At 64.3% G+C, this 18,181-nt stretch carries 11 protein-coding genes; 5 read left to right on the forward strand and 6 right to left on the reverse strand.

Annotation, left to right across the window (positions count from 1 at the left end):
- Window positions 1-26 precede the first annotated feature (26 nt).
- From ACYHH6_RS02710 to ACYHH6_RS02720, 3 genes are all read right to left on the reverse strand, one after another.
- Complete coding sequence (locus ACYHH6_RS02710; RefSeq protein ID WP_352586579.1) at window positions 27-1,295, reverse strand: class I SAM-dependent methyltransferase; 1,269 nt, start codon at window positions 1,293-1,295, stop codon at window positions 27-29.
- 355 nt (window positions 1,296-1,650) lie between these two features.
- Entirely contained in the window at window positions 1,651-3,126 is a 1,476-nt protein-coding gene (locus ACYHH6_RS02715) for a TadE/TadG family type IV pilus assembly protein (RefSeq protein ID WP_352586578.1), read from the reverse strand.
- 294 nt (window positions 3,127-3,420) lie between these two features.
- Window positions 3,421-4,290, reverse strand: a complete 870-nt coding sequence (locus tag ACYHH6_RS02720; protein WP_352586577.1) for a transglutaminase-like domain-containing protein — start codon at window positions 4,288-4,290, stop codon at window positions 3,421-3,423.
- 180 nt (window positions 4,291-4,470) lie between these two features.
- On the opposite strand from ACYHH6_RS02720, the gene ACYHH6_RS02725 reads away from it, so the two are divergent.
- Complete coding sequence (locus tag ACYHH6_RS02725; RefSeq protein WP_352586576.1) at window positions 4,471-5,136, forward strand: HAD-IA family hydrolase; 666 nt, start codon at window positions 4,471-4,473, stop codon at window positions 5,134-5,136.
- Between the two features lie 84 nt (window positions 5,137-5,220).
- Here the strand turns inward: ACYHH6_RS02725 and ACYHH6_RS02730 are convergent, their stop codons facing one another.
- Window positions 5,221-5,442, reverse strand: a complete 222-nt coding sequence (locus ACYHH6_RS02730) for a DUF1674 domain-containing protein (RefSeq protein ID WP_352586575.1) — start codon at window positions 5,440-5,442, stop codon at window positions 5,221-5,223.
- Between the two features lie 105 nt (window positions 5,443-5,547).
- On the opposite strand from ACYHH6_RS02730, the gene htpX reads away from it, so the two are divergent.
- The 4 genes from htpX to purH all read left to right on the forward strand — a co-directional run bounded on the left by htpX (window position 5,548) and on the right by purH (window position 11,620).
- Window positions 5,548-6,573, forward strand: a complete 1,026-nt coding sequence (htpX, locus tag ACYHH6_RS02735; RefSeq protein WP_112567326.1) for a zinc metalloprotease HtpX — start codon at window positions 5,548-5,550, stop codon at window positions 6,571-6,573.
- Window positions 6,564-7,949, forward strand: coding sequence for an RsmB/NOP family class I SAM-dependent RNA methyltransferase (locus ACYHH6_RS02740; protein WP_352586574.1), 1,386 nt, complete (start codon window positions 6,564-6,566; stop codon window positions 7,947-7,949). The genes htpX and ACYHH6_RS02740 overlap by 10 nt, the downstream gene beginning before the upstream one ends.
- Window positions 7,950-8,172: 223 nt before the next feature.
- Window positions 8,173-9,897 (forward strand): heparinase II/III family protein, encoded by a 1,725-nt coding sequence (locus ACYHH6_RS02745; protein ID WP_352586573.1) that lies wholly within the window; start codon window positions 8,173-8,175, stop codon window positions 9,895-9,897.
- A 106-nt stretch (window positions 9,898-10,003) separates the two neighbouring features.
- Window positions 10,004-11,620 carry a bifunctional phosphoribosylaminoimidazolecarboxamide formyltransferase/IMP cyclohydrolase gene (gene purH / locus ACYHH6_RS02750; RefSeq protein ID WP_352586572.1) on the forward strand — a complete coding sequence of 539 codons (1,617 nt, stop codon included), beginning with the start codon at window positions 10,004-10,006 and terminating at the stop codon, window positions 11,618-11,620.
- A 38-nt stretch (window positions 11,621-11,658) separates the two neighbouring features.
- On the opposite strand, the gene ACYHH6_RS02755 is transcribed toward purH, so the two are convergent.
- Complete coding sequence (locus tag ACYHH6_RS02755) at window positions 11,659-13,038, reverse strand: MFS transporter (RefSeq protein ID WP_352586571.1); 1,380 nt, start codon at window positions 13,036-13,038, stop codon at window positions 11,659-11,661.
- 316 nt (window positions 13,039-13,354) lie between these two features.
- The gene (locus tag ACYHH6_RS02760) at window positions 13,355-18,154 is read right to left on the reverse strand and encodes an NAD-glutamate dehydrogenase (protein WP_352586570.1); all 4,800 of its coding nucleotides are present in this window, start codon (window positions 18,152-18,154) and stop codon (window positions 13,355-13,357) included.
- Window positions 18,155-18,181: the final 27 nt, after the last annotated feature.

Consider the following 18,181-nt stretch of genomic DNA (forward strand, 5'->3'; position numbering starts at 1 on the left):
GGGCCAGCCCCGGATCAGACAGATCACTAACGATACAAATCCGCCCGTGTCGGCGGCAGGCCGCTCGGGCCGCGCGCGCGTTTGGTGACGACGGTCTGGAAAATCTGCGCCGAGGCGCGCTCGAAGGTGATCGAACAGCCGGTGAGATAGAGCAGCCACAGCCGCGCCTTGGCCTCTCCGACTTCGGCCACCGCCTCGTCGAAACGGGCCTGCAGCCGTTCGGCCCACAGCCGGCAGGTGCGCGCATAGTGTTCGCGCAAATTCTCGACGTCATAGACCAGGAAGCCATGCGCCTCGAAATTGCCGAGCGTCATGCCGATCGTGTCGAGTTCGCCGCCGGGGAAAATGTATTTGAGCAGCGCCTTGAACTCCGGCCCCTTGCGCAAGGTCTTCTTCAAATCGCCCTTGCTGCGCCTTGTGATGGCGTGGTGCAGATAGATGCCGCCCGGCTTGAGCAGGCGATGGATGGTCTTGAAATAGGTGGCGTGGTTAGCGAGCCCGAGATGCTCGAACATGCCGATCGAGGATATCTTGTCGAAGCTGCCTTCGAGCTCCGCATAGGATTTGATCTCGATGGTGATGCGGTCTTCCAGCCCCTCGGCGCAGATGCGCTCGCGAGCAAGATCGGTCTGCGCCTGCGACAGCGACACGCCGTGGCCGACGACGCCGTAATGCTTCACCGCATGGATCAGCATGGCGCCCCAGCCGCAGCCAATGTCGAGCAGCTTTTCGCCTGGCTTCAGCCGGAGTTTGCGGCAGATATGGTCGAGCTTGTCGGCCTGCGCCTGATCGATGCCGTTGGCGAAATCCGTGAAGTAGCCGCAGCTGTAGACCATGCGCTCGTCGAGGAAGAGCCGGTAGAAGGCATTCGAAATGTCGTAGTGATGCTGGATCGCCTCCTGGCTCGAGCCGCTGACATAGGGATTGCGCCCCGACAGATCGGTCCGCGCACTCATCTGTTTGCGTGACAAGAGCACCGCCGGCAGGTCGCGCAGGATCGCCAGCTTCGGCAGCGACTTGATCTTGGTTCTGAGCTTGCCTTGCGACGGCAGGGCGTAGAAATCGAAAATCGTCCCGTCTTCGATGTCTATCGTCTTGGAAATCCACATCTCGATCAGTGTCGACAACGATGGACGCTTCACCACCTGCCAGACGATGTCCTGGTCGTTGATGGTCAGCACCGGACCGGTGGCAGGGCCGATCCGCTCGCCGGTCCACAGCCTTACGGCAAAACCCGGCTTCAGCGTCTCGATCACCGTGCGAACGATGCGCGCGGCCTTCTCGGCTGCCTCCATGCCATTCCTCCGAATGCTGGTCTCCCAGCGGGAGTTTGCCCGGCTGGACGGCCGATCGCAACCCGGCCCGGAAAAGCTAGCCCGCCGGCTATTTCAAACCGGCATCTTGTCTTTTGCTGCAACGCACCCCATCATGACGGTGTGTTCAACAAATCGAAAGGAGGTGATCCGATGTCGAGTGATTTCGTTTTCCAGAACGTGGCCTCAGCGGATTGCACTTTCGGGAAGCAGTCTTCCCGTTAAGGCGCGAGAAGCGCGGTGGGTGACTTCGGTCGCCGCCATCGGCCGCGCCATGGACGGAAACACGGAAGGCCGCCGGCTTCGTCAAGAAGCGGCGGCCTTTTCCTTTGGAGCGTTACTGGGTCAGTGCGACCTTTTCGGTGTTGCTGATGATTTCCTGAAAGGCGGCGTCCAATTCTGCTCCGGTGGACGCCTCGAAATAATGATTGGCGGCGGAAGTGTCTTTCGACGAACAGTCCTTCAGCACCGCCTTTGCCTGGTCTCGCTCGATTGCCGACATGGCCTTGTCGTTTAGATCAAAGCCGATGGTGAAAATCTCGATGCCGTCATTTTTCATATTGCCGCACAGTGATTGGGCGTTGCTGCGCGTAAGGTTGCCTTGGCTGTTGTAGTTGCCGGTGGCGCCGGCGAAGGCGGTGTTGAACTGGCCATCGGTCATCAGGATCGCGACCTTGGCAATCTTCTTGGCATTGGCATCCGCCGCACCCTTGCCGAGACCCGCATTCTTGATCGCGGTACGCCATTGCGGCGACAGCATATAATAGGTCCACTGAATGGCGATCGCGCCGGCCGTATAACCATCGGCCCGGAAGTCGTCGATCGCATCGAGCAATACCCCGGAATCGGCGGTCAGCGGGATCACGTCCGCATCGGGGCACCTGTTCATGCCTCCGCCACCGAGATGATCATCCCGGTTGACCAGGGCATAATATTTCTTGCCGCTCTTGTCCGTGCGAATCGTATCCGGGCCATCGGCGCTCAAATCGGCATTGCCGTTTTTGTCCTTGCGCTCCGTGGCGCAATTATCGGGGTTTGGCACCGCCGCGCCAACAATAGAGATATAGTCGCTGAAGGACGGCAGCAGGTTCTTGCCCGTCTTGGCGACGAGAAGCGAACTGCCGGCGACAGGCGGCAGTTCAGAACTGACTGCCTTCTCGGCATAGACGTTTTCCGCCAGCTTGCCGGCGTTCACGCCAGATGCGTAAGGCACGATCGCGACGCGGATGCGGGGGTTCTTCGGATCCTGGTTCCGCAGCATCGTCTGGACGGCGTTTTTCGCTGCGGCCTTCAGATCGCCGATCTTGTCGACACTGCCCCGCTTCGCCATCGATCCCGTTATGTCGAGCATCATGGCGATCTCGACCTGCTTGTCCGAATAGAGCGCGGAGGTGGAAGCACCGACGCGCTGCATGTCGCCGACGCTGAACAGCGGAAAGTAGAGCCCGACATCGACATGGGCGTCGGCCGTGACCGTGTTGGCGGTCCTGTCGACGGTGAGCTTGTCGAGAACGATCTGGTTGGCTTGCAGTATGCCGGCCATGCTGTTGCCGTCGAGAAAGGCCTGCACCGACTTGTTGGCATCGGCTTCCTTGATGACCCCGGTGGTCAGGTCGCGCGCCGTGGAGGTAACGGCGGCATCGACCGCGCCCTGCAGACTCGATTTGGCGTTGTAAATCTGGGAGATGTTGACGGCAAAGCCGACGCTGAGCGCCAGGACCGAAGCGGCAAGGCCGAACAGCACCGCGAAACTTCCACTGCGATCCCTGGTGAAAACACCCGCCGCCTGAATAAGACCCCCGTAATTCCGCATCCTTCAGCCTCCGTTCGCCTCGGCCCAGTCGCCGTAGGAAGGCCAATGCAGGATTCCGGCCGGATCGCGCGGTTGCCTCCACGAAAGCAGCCAACTATCATTCAAGCCGTTGTTTTTGCTGGGTTCTGCATCGCAGCAAAGTGAACGGGCGGTAAACGGAAATTCACGCAAGCGACTTCGTTTACGAAGTGCTTACCATGATCCATTGCGTGCCGAATGCCGATCCCGATCCGGCACAGATGTCCGGAGGATGCAGTGTGTCGAAGCGGATCAGAATCCGGGCCAAGAACCGCTCTATGCGAGCATGTGCGCGCTGACGGTCTTGTCGACGCCGTGATAGGGCGGATTGAATAGCTTGCCTTCCTGCTCATGGGTCCAGACCTTGAACAGGCTGAGCCGATGCGGGCCGAAACTGTGCAGCAGCGGCACATCCGTGGCGTCGCGGCCGCGCGCGATAACGACGCGGCCGATCCTGGGCGTGTTGTGGCGGGGGTCGAACGTGTACCACTTGCCGTCGAGGTAGACTTCCATCCAGGCCGAGAAATCCATCGGCGCCGGATCGACCGGCACGCCAATATCGCCGAGATAGCCGTTCACATAGCGGGCCGGGATGTTCATGCAACGGCACAGCGTGATCGCCAGATGGGCGAAGTCGCGGCAGACACCGACCCGCTCCTCATTCGCCTGTGCGGCCGTGCGCGTCGGACGGGCATAGCCATAGCCAAAGGACAGCCGGTTATGGACATAGTCGACGATCGCCTGCACCCGCGCCCAGCCGGACGGCAGATGGCCGAAAAGCTGCCAGGCCAACCCGCTCAGATGGTCGGTCTCGCAATAGCGGCTGCCGAGGAGATAGCCGAGCACATCGTCCGGCAGTTCGGCCACAGGCACTTCCCTAGCCAGCGTGTTGACCGCATCGGGCTCGCCGCTGTCCTCGACGACAGCGTCGTAGAGGATACGGAAATTGCCAGCGGGCACGACAAAGCGGCGGCAGGCATTGCCGAACAGGTCGTGATAGACCTTGCTCGGCACCGAAGGCGAGGTCAGCACGCGCGTCTGCCGCTTGATGTCGGCTTGCCGATCCGCATGGATCTCGAGAAGCGAGATGACCGGCGTGGCATCCACGCAGTCAATGGCGATTTCGTAGCCAAGCCGGATCAGCATCGCAATTCCCCCTCGATCTCGTGGAAAACAGTTTTGCTCAACGCCAGAAGCGGGACCATGGTTCCCTGGAACTATCGAAAAGGACCGCCCACGCCTTCCCAGGCGGGCGTGGCGACGTTACGGTCGAGCGACATGTTTTGACCCTCCTGAAACGCTCCCTGACCCTATTGGAAAATCTTTATGTTTGCAGGCAGAAAATTCGCCGCCTTCCTCTTCGATATGGATGGCACGGTGCTCAATTCGATTGCTTCGGCCGAGCGGGTCTGGGCAGCGTGGGCGCTTAGGCACGGTCTCGACGTCGAAGCCTTCCTGCCGACGATCCACGGCGTGCGCGCGGTCGAGACCATCACCAGGCTGGCGCTTCCCGGTGTCGACCCGGTCCACGAGGCGCATGTGCTGTTGCAGGCCGAATCGGACGACGTCGAAGGCGTGCTTCCGATCGCCGGCGCCGTACCGTTTCTCAACGCTTTGCCACCCGAGCGCTGGGCGATCGTCACTTCGGCGCCGCGTCCGCTGGCGCTGCTGCGCATGCAGGCGGCCGGCATCCCGGTTCCGGCCCTGATGGTCGCGGGCGAGGACGTTTCGCACGGCAAGCCGGCGCCCGACTGTTTCCTGCTGGCAGCAAAACGCCTCGGCGTCGATATCGGCGACTGCCTGGTCTTCGAAGATGCCCCGGTCGGCATTGCTGCGGCGGAAGCTGCGGGCGCGTCAGTGATGGTGATCAGCGCCACCCACCAGCACCCGATGGCGACACTGCACAGCGCGATTGCCGGCTACGACGCTGTAGGCATCGCCGTCGATGACAGCGGCTGGATGACCTTGGAGCCGCAGCGCAGCGCGGCCTGAGGAATTGAGGAGCTGGAGAACTGGAGAACATCGGGCGCTATGCGCCTTTTTCTTCAACTCTTCAGTTCCCCAGTTCTTCTGTTCCTAGAAATCGCTGGTCAGGCCTTTGACCTCCCAGTCGCCGTAGCGGCCGGGTTCCTTGCCGCCGCGGCCGCCGATTTCCTTGGGCAGCGCAGCTTCCTTCTGGCGATACTCGTCACGGCGCGCCTTGGCTTCGGCCAGCGCCCGGCGGGCGGCGGGTGTCAACTCTTTTGGCAGCGCGTCGTCCTCCGCTCCGGCCGGTGTTTTACTGGGTTCATCGGTCATGCGATAGTTCCGGCGGATTGAAACGAGAGGCGGCGTTTCCCATCATATAGCGATGATGACACCCGGATCGACCCCTTTTTGCCACGGCCGCAAACGGAGCAGATGATGAGCACGCTACGCACCGCCATGCTTCTGGCCGCGATGACGGCGCTGTTCATGGGCGTCGGCTTTCTGATCGGCGGCACCGGCGGCATGATGATCGCCTTCCTGGTCGCCGCCGGCACCAATCTGTTCAGCTATTGGAACGCCGACAAGATGGTATTGTCGATGAACCACGCCGTCGAGGTCGACGCCAGGAATGCGCCTGAATTTTACGCCATCGTCGAGGCGTTGGCCAAGCAGGCCGGCCTGCCGATGCCGAAGACCTATCTGATCGACAATCCGCAGCCCAACGCCTTCGCCACCGGCCGCAATCCCGAGAACGCCGCCGTCGCGGCCTCGACCGGCCTGCTGGAGCGCCTTTCGCATGAGGAAGTGGCGGCGGTCATGGCGCATGAGCTCGCCCACATTCAGCACCGCGACACGCTGACCATGACCATCGTCGCGACGCTCGCCGGCGCCATCTCCATGCTCGGCAATTTCGCCTTCTTCTTCGGCGGCAGCCGCGACAACAACAACCCATTCGGCTTTGTCGGCGTGCTTGTGGCGATGCTGGTCGCGCCCTTCGCCGCCATGATCGTGCAGATGGCGGTCAGCCGCACGCGCGAATACGAGGCCGATCGGCGTGGCGCCGAAATCGTCGGAAATCCGCTTTGGCTGGCATCAGCGCTTGACAAGATCGCCCGCGGCGCCGAACGCATCCGCAACCCGGATGCCGAACGCAACCCCGCGACCGCGCATCTCTTCATCATCAATCCCCTTCACGGCGAGCGCATGGACAGCCTGTTTTCGACCCACCCGAACACCGACAACCGCATCGCCGCGCTGCAAGAGATGGCGCGCGACATGGCTGGTCGCACCAACCAGCCGGTGCCGCGCCAGGCGCCCGTGCCCACCGAAGAACTGCAGGCCGATGGCCAGCAAGGCCCATGGGGCAGGCCGGCGCGGCCCGCGCCGCCGGCCGAACCGGAACAGCCAAAGCCCAACCCGTGGGGCCGCAACCCGACCGGACCCAAAGGTCCGTGGTCGTGAGCGAAGCCAGAGGCCGGCCCGCACATTCAGGCGATCGCGAAGACAATGCAGGCGAGCCCGTCGCCGGCCTTGCCGCGCGCAAGGCGGCGGCGCGGCTGCTCGCTGCTGTCATCGATGCGCGCACGCCGCTCGACGGGCTGACCGACCACGAGAACGGCCATCCGCAATACAAGGCGCTCGACCTGCGCGACCGTGGCCTGGTGCGCGCCATACTGGTCACCGCACTGCGCTACCGCATGACGATTGCCGGGCTTTTGGCCAAGCGCCTCGAAAAGCCGCTGCCACCCAACGCGACGGCTCTGTCGCACGTCCTCCATGTCGCAGCGGCGCAGATTCTGTTCCTCGACATTCCCGACAGTGCCGCCGTCGACCTTGCCGTGACCCACGCCAAGTCCGATCCCCGCACGCAGCGCTTTTCCGGCCTCGTCAACGGCGTGCTGCGCACGTTGGCACGCGCCAAGGAAACCGAACTGCCGGCAGCCCTCGCCGCCACCGACGAAGCGCCAAAGTGGTTCTCGGATAGGCTGAAGGCCGCCTATGGCGCCGACAAGACGAAGCAGATTCTCGCTGCTCACCGGGTCGAGGCGCCGGTCGACTTCACCGTCAAGGCCGATCCCGAACTCTGGGCCGAAAAGCTCGGCGGCATCGTGCTGCCGACCGGCACGGTCCGGGTGGAAAAGCTCAGCGCCTCCGTCACCGAACTGCCCGGCTTCGGCGAAGGCGCCTGGTGGGTTCAGGACGCCGCCGCCAGTTTTCCGGCGCGGCTGTTCGGCGATGTCAAAGGCCTGCGCATCGCCGACCTCTGCGCCGCCCCGGGCGGCAAGACCGCCCAGCTGATCCTTGCCGGCGCAAAAGTCACCGCCGTCGACAACTCGAAGAACCGGCTGGCGCGGCTGACCCACAACCTCGAACGGCTCGGCCTGTCGGCGGACATTGTCCAGGCCGATCTGCTGAAATACCAGCCGGCGGCGCTGTTCGACGCCGTGCTGCTCGACGCGCCCTGCTCGTCCACCGGCACGGTGCGGCGGCATCCCGACGTGCCGTGGACGAAGACCATGGCCGACGTCGAAAAGCTCGCCGACCTGCAGGCAAGGCTGCTCGCCCGCGCCGTCACCTTGGTCAAACCGGGCGGTCGGATTGTTTTTTCCAACTGCTCGCTCGACCCGATCGAAGGCGAAGATCTTTATCGCGTCTTTCTGGCCGGAAACAAAACCATCGCCGACGATCCACTGCAGCCGGGCGAGATCGACGGCATCGATGCTTTCCTGACCAGCCAGGGCACGCTGCGCACAACGCCCGCCGATTTCGACCTAGGTTCGCCGGGCCGTTCCGGCCTGGACGGCTTCTTCGCCGCCCGCATGCGGCGCGCGGCCTAGGGTCGTCGGTCCAGGTTGCCGACCGCAGACCTTGGTGATCAACCGCGTCACAACCGCAAGTGAGTGCCGGATTGTCGGGCTTACCCCCGGAAATCGCTCGACTTTTTTCGAAGTTGACCGGCCGCCGGCAGCGTGAAGCCCTTCACGTCGGCCGAATTCGACTTCGCATAAGTTCTTGAATCATATAAGCTTGTGCTTGGGAAGTGGACGACGAGGAGGGGTTTTGGCACTGGCTGCCGGCAGTACGACACGTCTGTGGACGCTTGTCGCTAAGGAGTTTTGGCGCAAGACGCGCCGGCGCCTGCGGGCAGGGCCAGTCTATCGCTGGCGCTATTCCGGACGCACGCCGGAGCGCGTCCTGATTGCGCCGCCGGATCTCAGGCTCGCCGACCCGCAGATCGCGCTCGAAATCTATTATGGCCGCTACCCGCTGTCGGGCCATCTGGTCGAGACCGGCGGCAAATCGCCGTTCCAGATCGACGTTGCCAATCGTGGTTGGGTGAAAACGCTGCACGGTTTCCGCTGGCTGCGCCACATGCGCGCCGCCGGCACCGAGCTGGCCGCAGCCAACGCCCGCGCGCTGGTTTCCGACTGGATCGCCATGCACGGCAACCAGATATCCGGCATCGCCTGGGAGCCCGGCACCACCGCCAAGCGCGTCATCGCCTGGCTGCAACATTCCTCGGTTGTCCTACAAGGCGCCGAATTTCCGTTCTATCGCGCCTTTCTGAAATCGCTCGCCGTGCAGATCCGCTATCTGCGCTCGATGGCGCGCGAAATGCCGGATGGCAAGGACAGGCTGCGCGCCCGCATCGCGCTTGCCTTCGCCGCGCTGTCGCTGCCGGCGCCGGCCTCGGCATTGCGTGGCGCCACCCGCAATCTGGCGGAAGAACTCGACCGCCAGATCCTTCCCGACGGCGGCCATATTTCGCGCAACCCGATGGCGGTGCTGGAACTGCTTGCCGACCTTCTGCCGCTGCGCCAGACCTATGCCAACCAGGCCGAGACGCCACCGGCAGCACTTATGGGCGCCATCGACCGCATGCTGCCGGCGCTACGCTTCTTCCGTCACCAGGACGGCAGCCTCGCCCGCTTCAACGGCATGGGCGCAACCATCCACGACCGCATCGCCACCATATTGCGCCACGACGACACCGCCGGCGCGCCGCTGCTGCATGCACCGCATTCCGGCTATGAGCGGCTGTCTATGGGCGGCGTAACCGTCATTGCCGATACCGGCGCGTCGCCGCCCATCGACGTCTCCAACGCTGCGCATGCCGGCTGCCTGGCCTTCGAACTGTCCTCGGGCCGCCAGCACTATGTCGTCAATGCCGGTATCGACACCTATGGCGCCGCCGAATTCCGGCCGCTGGCCCGCGCCACCGCGGCGCATTCGACCGCCACCATCAACGACACCTCGTCGGCGCGCTTTTCCCATTCGCTGCGCGTCAACGACCTGCTCGGCACGCCATTGCTCGGTGGCCCGCAGCATGTGCCGTGCAAGCGCATCGACCAGAAGGGCGCGCAAGGCTTCATCGCCCGCCATGACGGTTACGTCCAGCGCTTTGGTTTCCAGCATGAGCGTGAACTGAAACTGTCGAGCGAGGGCAATGTGCTTGCCGGACGGGACCGCTTCCTGCGCCCCGGCGGTGCGGCGATCCGCAACAATGGCCGCGACTTCGTCGTGGTCCGCTTCCACATTCATCCCGACATCAACCTGCTGCAAGACGAGCATGACCGCCTGGTGCTGACCGCCGACGAGGCCGACACCTGGGTGTTCACCTGCACCGAGGTGGCGCCGGAGGTGGAGGAATCGATCTATTTCGCCGGCCTCGGCGGTCCGCGCCGCAGCCGCCAGATCGTGCTTGCCTTCAAGGCCTCGGAGATTGCCGAGGTGCATTGGCAGCTGACGCGGACCGGCATCGCCGGCTACCCCGAGAACAACTGAGCGTCGTCGCCGGCACCGGCTTGATCGAGCTTCCGGCTTGATTTCCTGACCTTATGTGCTACGGCCCGGCAACGCTCTCCAATCAGCCCTGAAAGGCCGCCAGCCCATGGCCGTCGCCGCCAAGAACATTCCGGCACCTGACCTCGTTCCGGTCCGCCGCGCCTTGCTTTCCGTTTTCGACAAGACCGGCCTGATCGACTTCGCCAAAGGCCTGGCCGCGGCCGGCGTCGAGCTGGTCTCGACCGGTGGCACGGCAAAATCGATCGCCGATGCGGGGCTGGCCGTGCGCGACGTTTCCGAGCTGACCGGCTTTCCCGAGATCATGGACGGCCGCGTCAAGACGCTGCATCCGTCGGTGCATGGCGCGCTGCTCGGCGTGCGCGACGACCCCGAACATGCCAAGGCCATGCACGATCACGGCATCGAGCCGATCGATCTCCTCGTCTCCAATCTCTACCCGTTCGAAGAGGTCCGCCGGTCCGGCGCCGACTATGCAGCGATCGTCGAGAACATCGACATTGGCGGCCCGGCGATGATCCGCGCCTCGGCCAAGAACCACGCCTATGTCGCCATCGTCACCGATCCCGGCGACTACGCCTCGGTGCTGAACGCGCTGGAGATGAACATCGGCTCGCTGTCGCTGGACTTCCGCAAGAAGCTGGCGGCCAAGGCCTTTGCCCGCACCGCCAGCTACGACGCAGCGATCTCCAGCTGGTTCGCCGAGACGCTGGAGATCGAGCACCCGACCTGGCGCGCTTTCGGCGGCCGGCTGGAGAGCGTCATGCGCTATGGCGAGAACCCGCATCAGGGCGCCGGCTTCTACGTCAATGGCGACAAGCGGCCGGGCGTCGCCACAGCCCGCCAGTTGCAGGGCAAGCAGCTGTCCTACAACAACATCAACGACACCGACGCCGCCTTCGAACTGGTCGGCGAGTTCGATCCCAACCGCTGCGCCGCGGTTGCGATCATCAAGCACGCCAACCCGTGCGGCGTCGCCGAAGGCGCTTCTCTGACCGCGGCCTATGCAAGGGCGCTGGCTTGCGATCCGGTCTCGGCCTTTGGCGGCATCGTCGCGATGAACCGCATCCTCGATGCCGAGGCGGCGGAGGAGATCGTCAAAACCTTCACAGAAGTGATCATTGCGCCGAACGCTTCGGAAGACGCCATCCGCATCGTTGCCGCCAAGAAGAATTTGCGCCTGCTGGTCACCGGCGGCCTGCCCGATCCGCGCGCTGCCGGCACCACGGTGAAGTCCGTCGCCGGCGGTATGCTCGTCCAGAGCCGCGACAATGCGGTGGTCGACGATCTCGAACTCAAGGTGGTGACCAGGCGCGCGCCGACAGCGGCTGAGATGGCCGATCTCAAATTCGCCTTCCGCATCGCCAAGCACGTCAAGTCGAACGCCATCGTCTACGCCAAGGACGGCGCCACCGTCGGCATCGGCGCCGGCCAGATGAGCCGTGTCGATTCCTCGCGTATCGCCGCCCGCAAGGCGCTCGACGCGGCGGAAGCGGCTGGCCTGGCGGAGCCGCTGACCAAAGGCTCGGTGGTTGCCTCCGATGCCTTCTTCCCCTTCGCCGATGGGCTGATCTCAGCCATCGAAGCCGGGGCCACCGCCGTCATCCAGCCCGGCGGCTCGATGCGCGACGAAGACGTCATCGCCGCCGCCGATGAGCACGGCATCGCGATGGTGTTTACCGGGGTCAGGCACTTTAGGCATTAGCGCTGCCTTTACCCTCCCCTCGATGGGGAGGGTAAAGCTCACCCCACCGGCTGATCCGCCGGATACGGCGTCCAGATCAATATAGCGATGCCGACGCCCAAGAACAGCACGATCGCAGCCATACCGAGCCGCGCCGAGCCGCTGGCGAGCGTGATCGACGCCACCATGAACGGCGCCAGGAAACTCGTCGCACGTCCGGCCAGCGCATAGATGCCGAAATAGCGGCCGGACTCGGCAGCGGTCACGCTGCGCGCCATATAGGAGCGCGACGATGCCTGGACCGGCCCGAAGGCCAGCCCGATCAACAAGCCGTAGAAGATGTAGGCCTTTTCCGCCGCCGTGCCGAACAGGCCGCCGCTATCGGCTCCCGGCATCATCCAGGCGCCGAACAGCGTGTAACCAGGCCCGGTCGAAACGATGCCGATGGTGGCGAGGCTGAGCATGACGAGCGAAATCATCACGATCGTCTTGGAGCCGAGCGCGGTGTCGAGACGCGCGGCAACCAGGCAACCGACGATAGCGACGACATTGAGGATGATGCCGAACATGCCGATCTCGGTGATCGACCAGTGGAACATCGCCGCCGCAAATGTGCCGCCCAAGGCGAGCAGCGCGTTGACGCCGTCCTGATAAATCATGCGAGCGACAAGGAAGCGAAGGATGCCACTGCGCTGGCGCACTTCGGTCAGTGTCGACGTCAGCTCCGACAGGCCTTCGCGTACCGCCGGCACGATCGGAATGCCTTTGATGGCGTCCGGCGTGAAGAAAAACATCGGCAGGATGAACAGGAAATACCAGCCGGCCGACAGTGGCCCGGTGGCGCGCGCGTCCTCGCCTAATTTCGGGTCGAGCCCGAACAGCGGGTCGATGCCGATGATCGTCTTGCCGGTCTCCGTCGAACCCGCCAGGCAGGTGACGACAAAGATCAGCGCGATCATGCCGCCGAGATAGCCGAGGCCCCAGGCCATATTCGAAATGTGGCCGATCTCGCTCTTCGGCACCAGGCGCGGCATCATCGAATCGTTGAACACGGTCGAAAACTCCGCCGCCACTGATGCGAGAGAGAAGAACAGCACCACCAGGAAAAGGTTCGAACCGGGAGCGGCGAACCACAGCAGGCAAAGACTGATGATCTTGATCGAGGCGAAGAAGGCGATCCATGGCTTGCGAGGGCCGGTCTGGTCGGCAATCGAACCGAGGATCGGCGACAAAACGGCGATGACCAGGCCCGCAGCGGCGATGCCATAACCCCAGGCGGCCTGTCCGCTTTCGGGATCGCTGGCCATGCGCGAGACGAAGTAAGGGCCGAAGATAAAGGTGGTGACGACGGTGAAGAAAGGCTGCGCCGCCCAGTCGAACAGCATCCATCCCCAGATGCCGCGTCCCGATGCCCGCTGCACTGTTTCTACCGCCGCCATGCTGAAGATCCCTGCTCCGCCCGTATCGGGCGCCATGTCTGCATGTTTCCGGTGCTCATGCAATTAACAAGCGCCGCGCCCCGACCTCCCCTTGTGGGGGTGAGAAGCGGTCCGCGTTGGCGGACGAAAAGCCAATTGCTTGGCTTTTCGAGCTTCGAACGCCCTGAGCCAGCGAAGGGCCGGGTGCGACCGATCGCCCCGCCGGGTCCCCGCTGCTACGCGAGTCCCGGCGTTCGCCGGCCTTTCATCGTGCCACTGGCACGATAAATTCGCTTCGCGAACCGGCTGCTCACCCCCACAAGAGGGAGGGTAAGCCTCACATCCCCGTCAAATCGCTCATCAGCCCCGACGCCACCGACAGCCGCGACACGGTGATGTCGCCGCCTTCGGTCAGAGCCTGCAGCCGCTCGCGGATGCGGGCCACCCGCTCGCCGCCGGCCTCCAGCCAGGCCGCCACCGGGTCCGCCGTGCCGGCATGGCCGGTGAGAGCGGCGACCGCGATGCCGCGTCGCGCCGCGCCGATCGTGTCTGTGGCACGCGACAGCGCCAGCTGGTCGTAATAATCCGACGGCGTGATCGAACGCGCCGCCTCTTCGACGCGGGGAATGCGGAAAGCATCGCTGACAGCAAAGAACGCCTTGGCCGCCGCGACGATGTCGGAATTGGCCGTGCGCGCGGTCAGCGCGATATCGGGGATCAGTGCCGCCAGATCGGCCATAGCCAGTTGCCCGGCGAGCTTTTCCGGAGCGCCGGCCTTGAACAGGCCATGCCGCCGTTCCTCGACCCGCTCGCGCGAGAAGCCCGGCAGCAGCGAGATGAGCTTCGGCTCCAGCGCCTTGCGCGCCTCCTGCAATTCGGCGATGCGCTGGCCGAGCGCTGCCGTGCCCGCGTCGTTCTTCAGATACCAGCCGCTGGTCACAAAGATAAGCCGGCTGAGGGACTGGTAGAGGTCGAGCTGTGCCTGGCCATCGATCTGGCTGTCGAGCGCGTCGATCTCGCGGTAGAGCCCCGGCAGTCCAAAGCCATCGCGCACCACGGCGAAGGTGCGCACCACATCGGCGGCGCTGCGCCCTGTGGCTTCCTGCAGCCGGTTGACGAAGGACGGGCCGCCGCGGTTGACGAGATCATTGGCGACGACGCGGGCGATGATCTCGCGGCGCAGCCGGTGGCCATGGATTTCTGTGGCGTATTTCTTCGCCATCCGATCGGGGAAATAGCCCATCAGGTCGCGGTCGAAATGCGCATCGTCCGGCACGTCGCTGGCGACGATGTCGGAAAACAGCACGATCTTGGCATAGGCAAGCAGCACGCCGAGCTCGGCCCGGGTCAGCGGCTCGCCGCGCGCCTCGCGATCCGCAAGGGCTGCCGGCGACGGCAGCGTCTCGACCGCACGGTCGAGCAGGCCGCGCGCCTCCAGCGCCGTCATGAAGCGGCTCTGATGCGCGATGTCGGCGAGGCCACGCTTGCGCGCGATCGAAAGCGCCAGCGTCTGTTCGTAATTGTTGGACAGAACCAGCCCGCTGACCTCGTCGGTCATTTCAGCCAGCAATTTGTTGCGCGCAGGCCGGGTCAGCAGTCCCTTGCGCATGGCGGAGGCCAGCGCGATCTTGATGTTGACCTCGACGTCGGAGCAGTTGACGCCACCCGAATTGTCGATGGCGTCGGAATTGCAGCGGCCGCCATTCATACCGAACTCGATGCGGGCGCGCTGCGTGACGCCGAGATTGGCGCCCTCGCCGATCACTTTCGCCCGGACGTCGAGCGCGGTGATGCGGATGGCGTCATTGGCGCGGTCACCGACTTCGGCATTGGTTTCGCCCGATGCCCGCAAGTAAGTGCCAATGCCGCCGAACCACAGAAGGTCGACATTCGCCTTGAGGATGGCGATCATGATCTCGACCGGGGTCGCGGTGGTCTTGGTGAGGCCGATCGCGGCGGCGGCTGCCGCGGGTAGCGTGATCGACTTCTGGCTGCGCGAGACGATAACGCCGCCTTCCGACAGTTTGGTCTTGTCGTAGTCCTGCCAGGACGAGCGCGGCAGCGCGAACATGCGCTCGCGCTCGGCCATCGACGCCACCCTGTCCGGATCGGGATCGATGAAGATGTCGCGATGGTCGAAGGCGGCGATCAGCCTGGTCTGCGGCGACAACAGCATGCCGTTGCCGAACACGTCGCCCGACATGTCGCCGACGCCGACGACGGTGAAGGGCGAGGTCTGGATGTCGCGGTTCATCTCGCGGAAATGCCGCTTCACCGCTTCCCAGGCGCCCTTGGCGGTGATGCCCATCTTCTTGTGGTCATAGCCGGCCGAGCCGCCGCTGGCGAAGGCGTCGTCGAGCCAGAAGCCGTGTTTCTCCGAGATAGCGTTGGCAGTGTCGGAGAAGGTCGCCGTGCCCTTGTCTGCGGCAACGACGAAATAGGGATCGTCGGGGTCGCGCCTGACAACGCCGGCAGGCGGGATCACTCCATCCAGGCCGATATTGTCGGTGATCGACAGCAGGCTGGAGACGAAGTTCTTGTAGGCCGAGGTGCCGGCCTCGAAGATGGCGTCGCGGCTGCCGCCCGTGGGCAGGCGCTTGGGGAAGAAGCCGCCCTTGGCGCCGACCGGCACGATAACGGCGTTCTTGACCTGCTGCGCCTTGACCAGGCCGAGCACTTCGGTGCGGTAGTCCTGGGCGCGGTCCGACCAGCGCAGGCCGCCGCGCGCCACCGGACCGAAGCGCAGGTGCACGCCCTCGACCTCGGAACCGTAGACGAAGATCTCGCGCCACGGCCGCGGCGCCGGCAGGCCTTCGACCGCCTGCGAATCGAGCTTGATCGCCAGCGACTGGCCCCGCGCCTTCGTTTCGGCAACGAAATGGTTTGTGCGCAGCGAAGATTCGATCAGATTGAGGTAGCGGCGGATGATGGTGTCGTCATCGATATTGGGCACCTCTTCCAAGGCATCCTTGATCTTGGCCTTGAGATGCTTAGCGGCAACCACGCCTTCCGTCCCGGCCGTCGGCCCGAGGCGGGCGACGAACAGCGCATGCAGGCCGCGCGCAATGTCGGGGTAGCGGTTGAGTGCGGCGGCAATGAAATCCTGGCTCTGCGGAATGCCGGCCTGCTGCAGATAGCGGCCATAGGCGCGCAGGATGGTGACCTCGTCCGACCACAGGCCGGCGGTCTGGGCAAGGCCATTATAGCCGTCATTGTCGACGTCGCCGCGCCAGACCGACAGGAAGGCGTCCTCGAACAGCGCGCCGCCGTCGCCGAGGTCGATCGCCTTGCCGTAGCTGTTCTCGAGCTCCATGTCGTGGATGAAGACCATGCTGGATGGATCGTCACCGACCTCGAAGGTGCGCTCGCTGATGACGCGGAAGCCGATGTTTTCCAGCACCGGCACACGCCTGGACAGCGCCACCGGGTGGCCGTGGTGAAAGATCTTCAGCGACGCCTGCTGCGGCTTCTGGTCGCCATGGCGGTAGTAGTCGATGGCGATCGGATTGGCCGGGCTGATCTTGGCGATGCGCCCAGCGTCCGCCAGCGCCACCGCCGGCGGGAAGCTGTCGCGATAGCTTTCCGAAAAGCGTGAGGCGATCGCGGTCATCGCCGCGTCGGCGCCGGTCTCGGCCGCGGTTTCGCGCAGCGCGTCGTCCCAGGTGCGCACGATGTCGCGGATCGCCGCCTCGATGGTGGCTTGCTCGATCTTCGGTGTCTTGCCGCCGGAGCGGCCGATAATGAAATGCACCCGCGCCAGGCCACCTTCCGGGAAGGCTGGATAATAGGCCGACAGGCGGCCTTCGAATGCCGTCTTCAGGTACGCCCCGATCTTCTCGCGCACGACGCTGTCGTAGCGGTCGCGCGGCACGAAGACCAGGATCGAGACGAAGCGGTCGAACTGGTCGGCGCGCACCAGCGCCCTGACCCGCGGCCTCTCCACCAGTCCCAATATGGCTTCGGCATGCTTCCGCAGTATCGGCACCGGGACCTGGAACAGCTCGTCGCGCGGATAGCTCTCCAGCACATTGATCAGCGCCTTCCCGGAATGATCGCCTGGATTGAAGCCGGACTTGGCGATGATGGTCTCGGCCTTCGACCGGAGATAGGGAATCTTCATCACCGAGCGCGTGTAGGCGGTCGAGGTGAACAGGCCAACGATGCGCAATTCGCCGGCAAGCGTGCCCTTGTCGGTGTAGGTCTTGACGCCGATGTAATCGAGATAGATGCGGCGATGCACGGCTGACTTGGCGTTGGCTTTCGTGACGATCAGCGGTTCCGGCCCGTGCAGGAAGGCGCGGATTTCCGGCGTCGTCGTCACCGCTTCGGTGCCGCGCCTGAGCACCAACACGTCCGGATCGGACAGGATGCCGAGGCCGGGCTTGTCGGCGCGCTCCAGCGTGCCGCTCTTTTCGCCACCGGTATATTTGAACTCGCGCATGCCGAGGAAGGTGAAATTGTCGTCGCGCAGCCATTCGAGGAAGGCGATGGCCTCGGTTACACTGGCCTTGTCGAGCGGCACCGGCGCATAGCGGAATTCGTGGATTGCCTGGTCAAGGCGGGCCAGCATTGGTTTCCAGTCGGTGACGGCAGCGCGCACCTGGCCCAGCAGTTTCCTCAACCGCCCGGCCAAAGCCTCGGCCTGGTCGACCGGAAGGCGGCCGATATGCACATGAATCACGCTCAGCCGGTCAAGGCTGCGATCACCCTTGGCGAAGCCGCCATCGCCGAGGATTTCCTCGACGCCGCTTTTGCCATGCTTGACGACGATGACCGGATGCGTGACCAGCAGCGGCTCGCCGGCACTCTCGGTAATCTCGCCGAGGATGGAATCGAATAGGAACGGCATGTTGTCATTGACGACGGTGATCACCGTCAGCGGCCGGCCCTGGCGCACGACGCCGGAGTCGACGTCGATGGCGACGACGCAATCGCCCTTCTTATGCCTGGCGACGGCGCGCCCGGCCAGATCGGCGGCGCGCTGAAGGTCGGCAGCATCGTAGGCGGCGACGTCTTCGGCCGGCGCGCGCGCCAGAAGATAGTCGGCGAGTCCGCCTTGTCTTTCGCTCGTCCTTGCCGCGCTTCTCTTGGCCGGAGCCGTCTTTTTCGGCTGGCTTGCGGTTTTCAGGCTGGCCATGATGCTATTCCCTCCCGTCATATGCTT

The sequence above is a fragment of the Mesorhizobium sp. P171375 genome (assembly GCF_057786075.1).

What these genes read in the sequence shown, in the direction of transcription:
- ACYHH6_RS02710 (WP_352586579.1), bottom strand. Translation starts at nt 1,295, where the DNA reads ATGGAGGCAGCCGAGAAGGCCGCGCGCATCGTTCGCACGGTGATCGAG.
- ACYHH6_RS02715 (WP_352586578.1), bottom strand. Translation starts at nt 3,126, where the DNA reads ATGCGGAATTACGGGGGTCTTATTCAGGCGGCGGGTGTTTTCACCAGG.
- ACYHH6_RS02720 (WP_352586577.1), bottom strand. Translation starts at nt 4,290, where the DNA reads ATGCTGATCCGGCTTGGCTACGAAATCGCCATTGACTGCGTGGATGCC.
- ACYHH6_RS02725 (WP_352586576.1), top strand. Translation starts at nt 4,471, where the DNA reads ATGTTTGCAGGCAGAAAATTCGCCGCCTTCCTCTTCGATATGGATGGC.
- ACYHH6_RS02730 (WP_352586575.1), bottom strand. Translation starts at nt 5,442, where the DNA reads ATGACCGATGAACCCAGTAAAACACCGGCCGGAGCGGAGGACGACGCG.
- htpX (WP_112567326.1), top strand. Translation starts at nt 5,548, where the DNA reads ATGAGCACGCTACGCACCGCCATGCTTCTGGCCGCGATGACGGCGCTG.
- purH (WP_352586572.1), top strand. Translation starts at nt 10,004, where the DNA reads ATGGCCGTCGCCGCCAAGAACATTCCGGCACCTGACCTCGTTCCGGTC.
- ACYHH6_RS02755 (WP_352586571.1), bottom strand. Translation starts at nt 13,038, where the DNA reads ATGGCGGCGGTAGAAACAGTGCAGCGGGCATCGGGACGCGGCATCTGG.
- ACYHH6_RS02760 (WP_352586570.1), bottom strand. Translation starts at nt 18,154, where the DNA reads ATGGCCAGCCTGAAAACCGCAAGCCAGCCGAAAAAGACGGCTCCGGCC.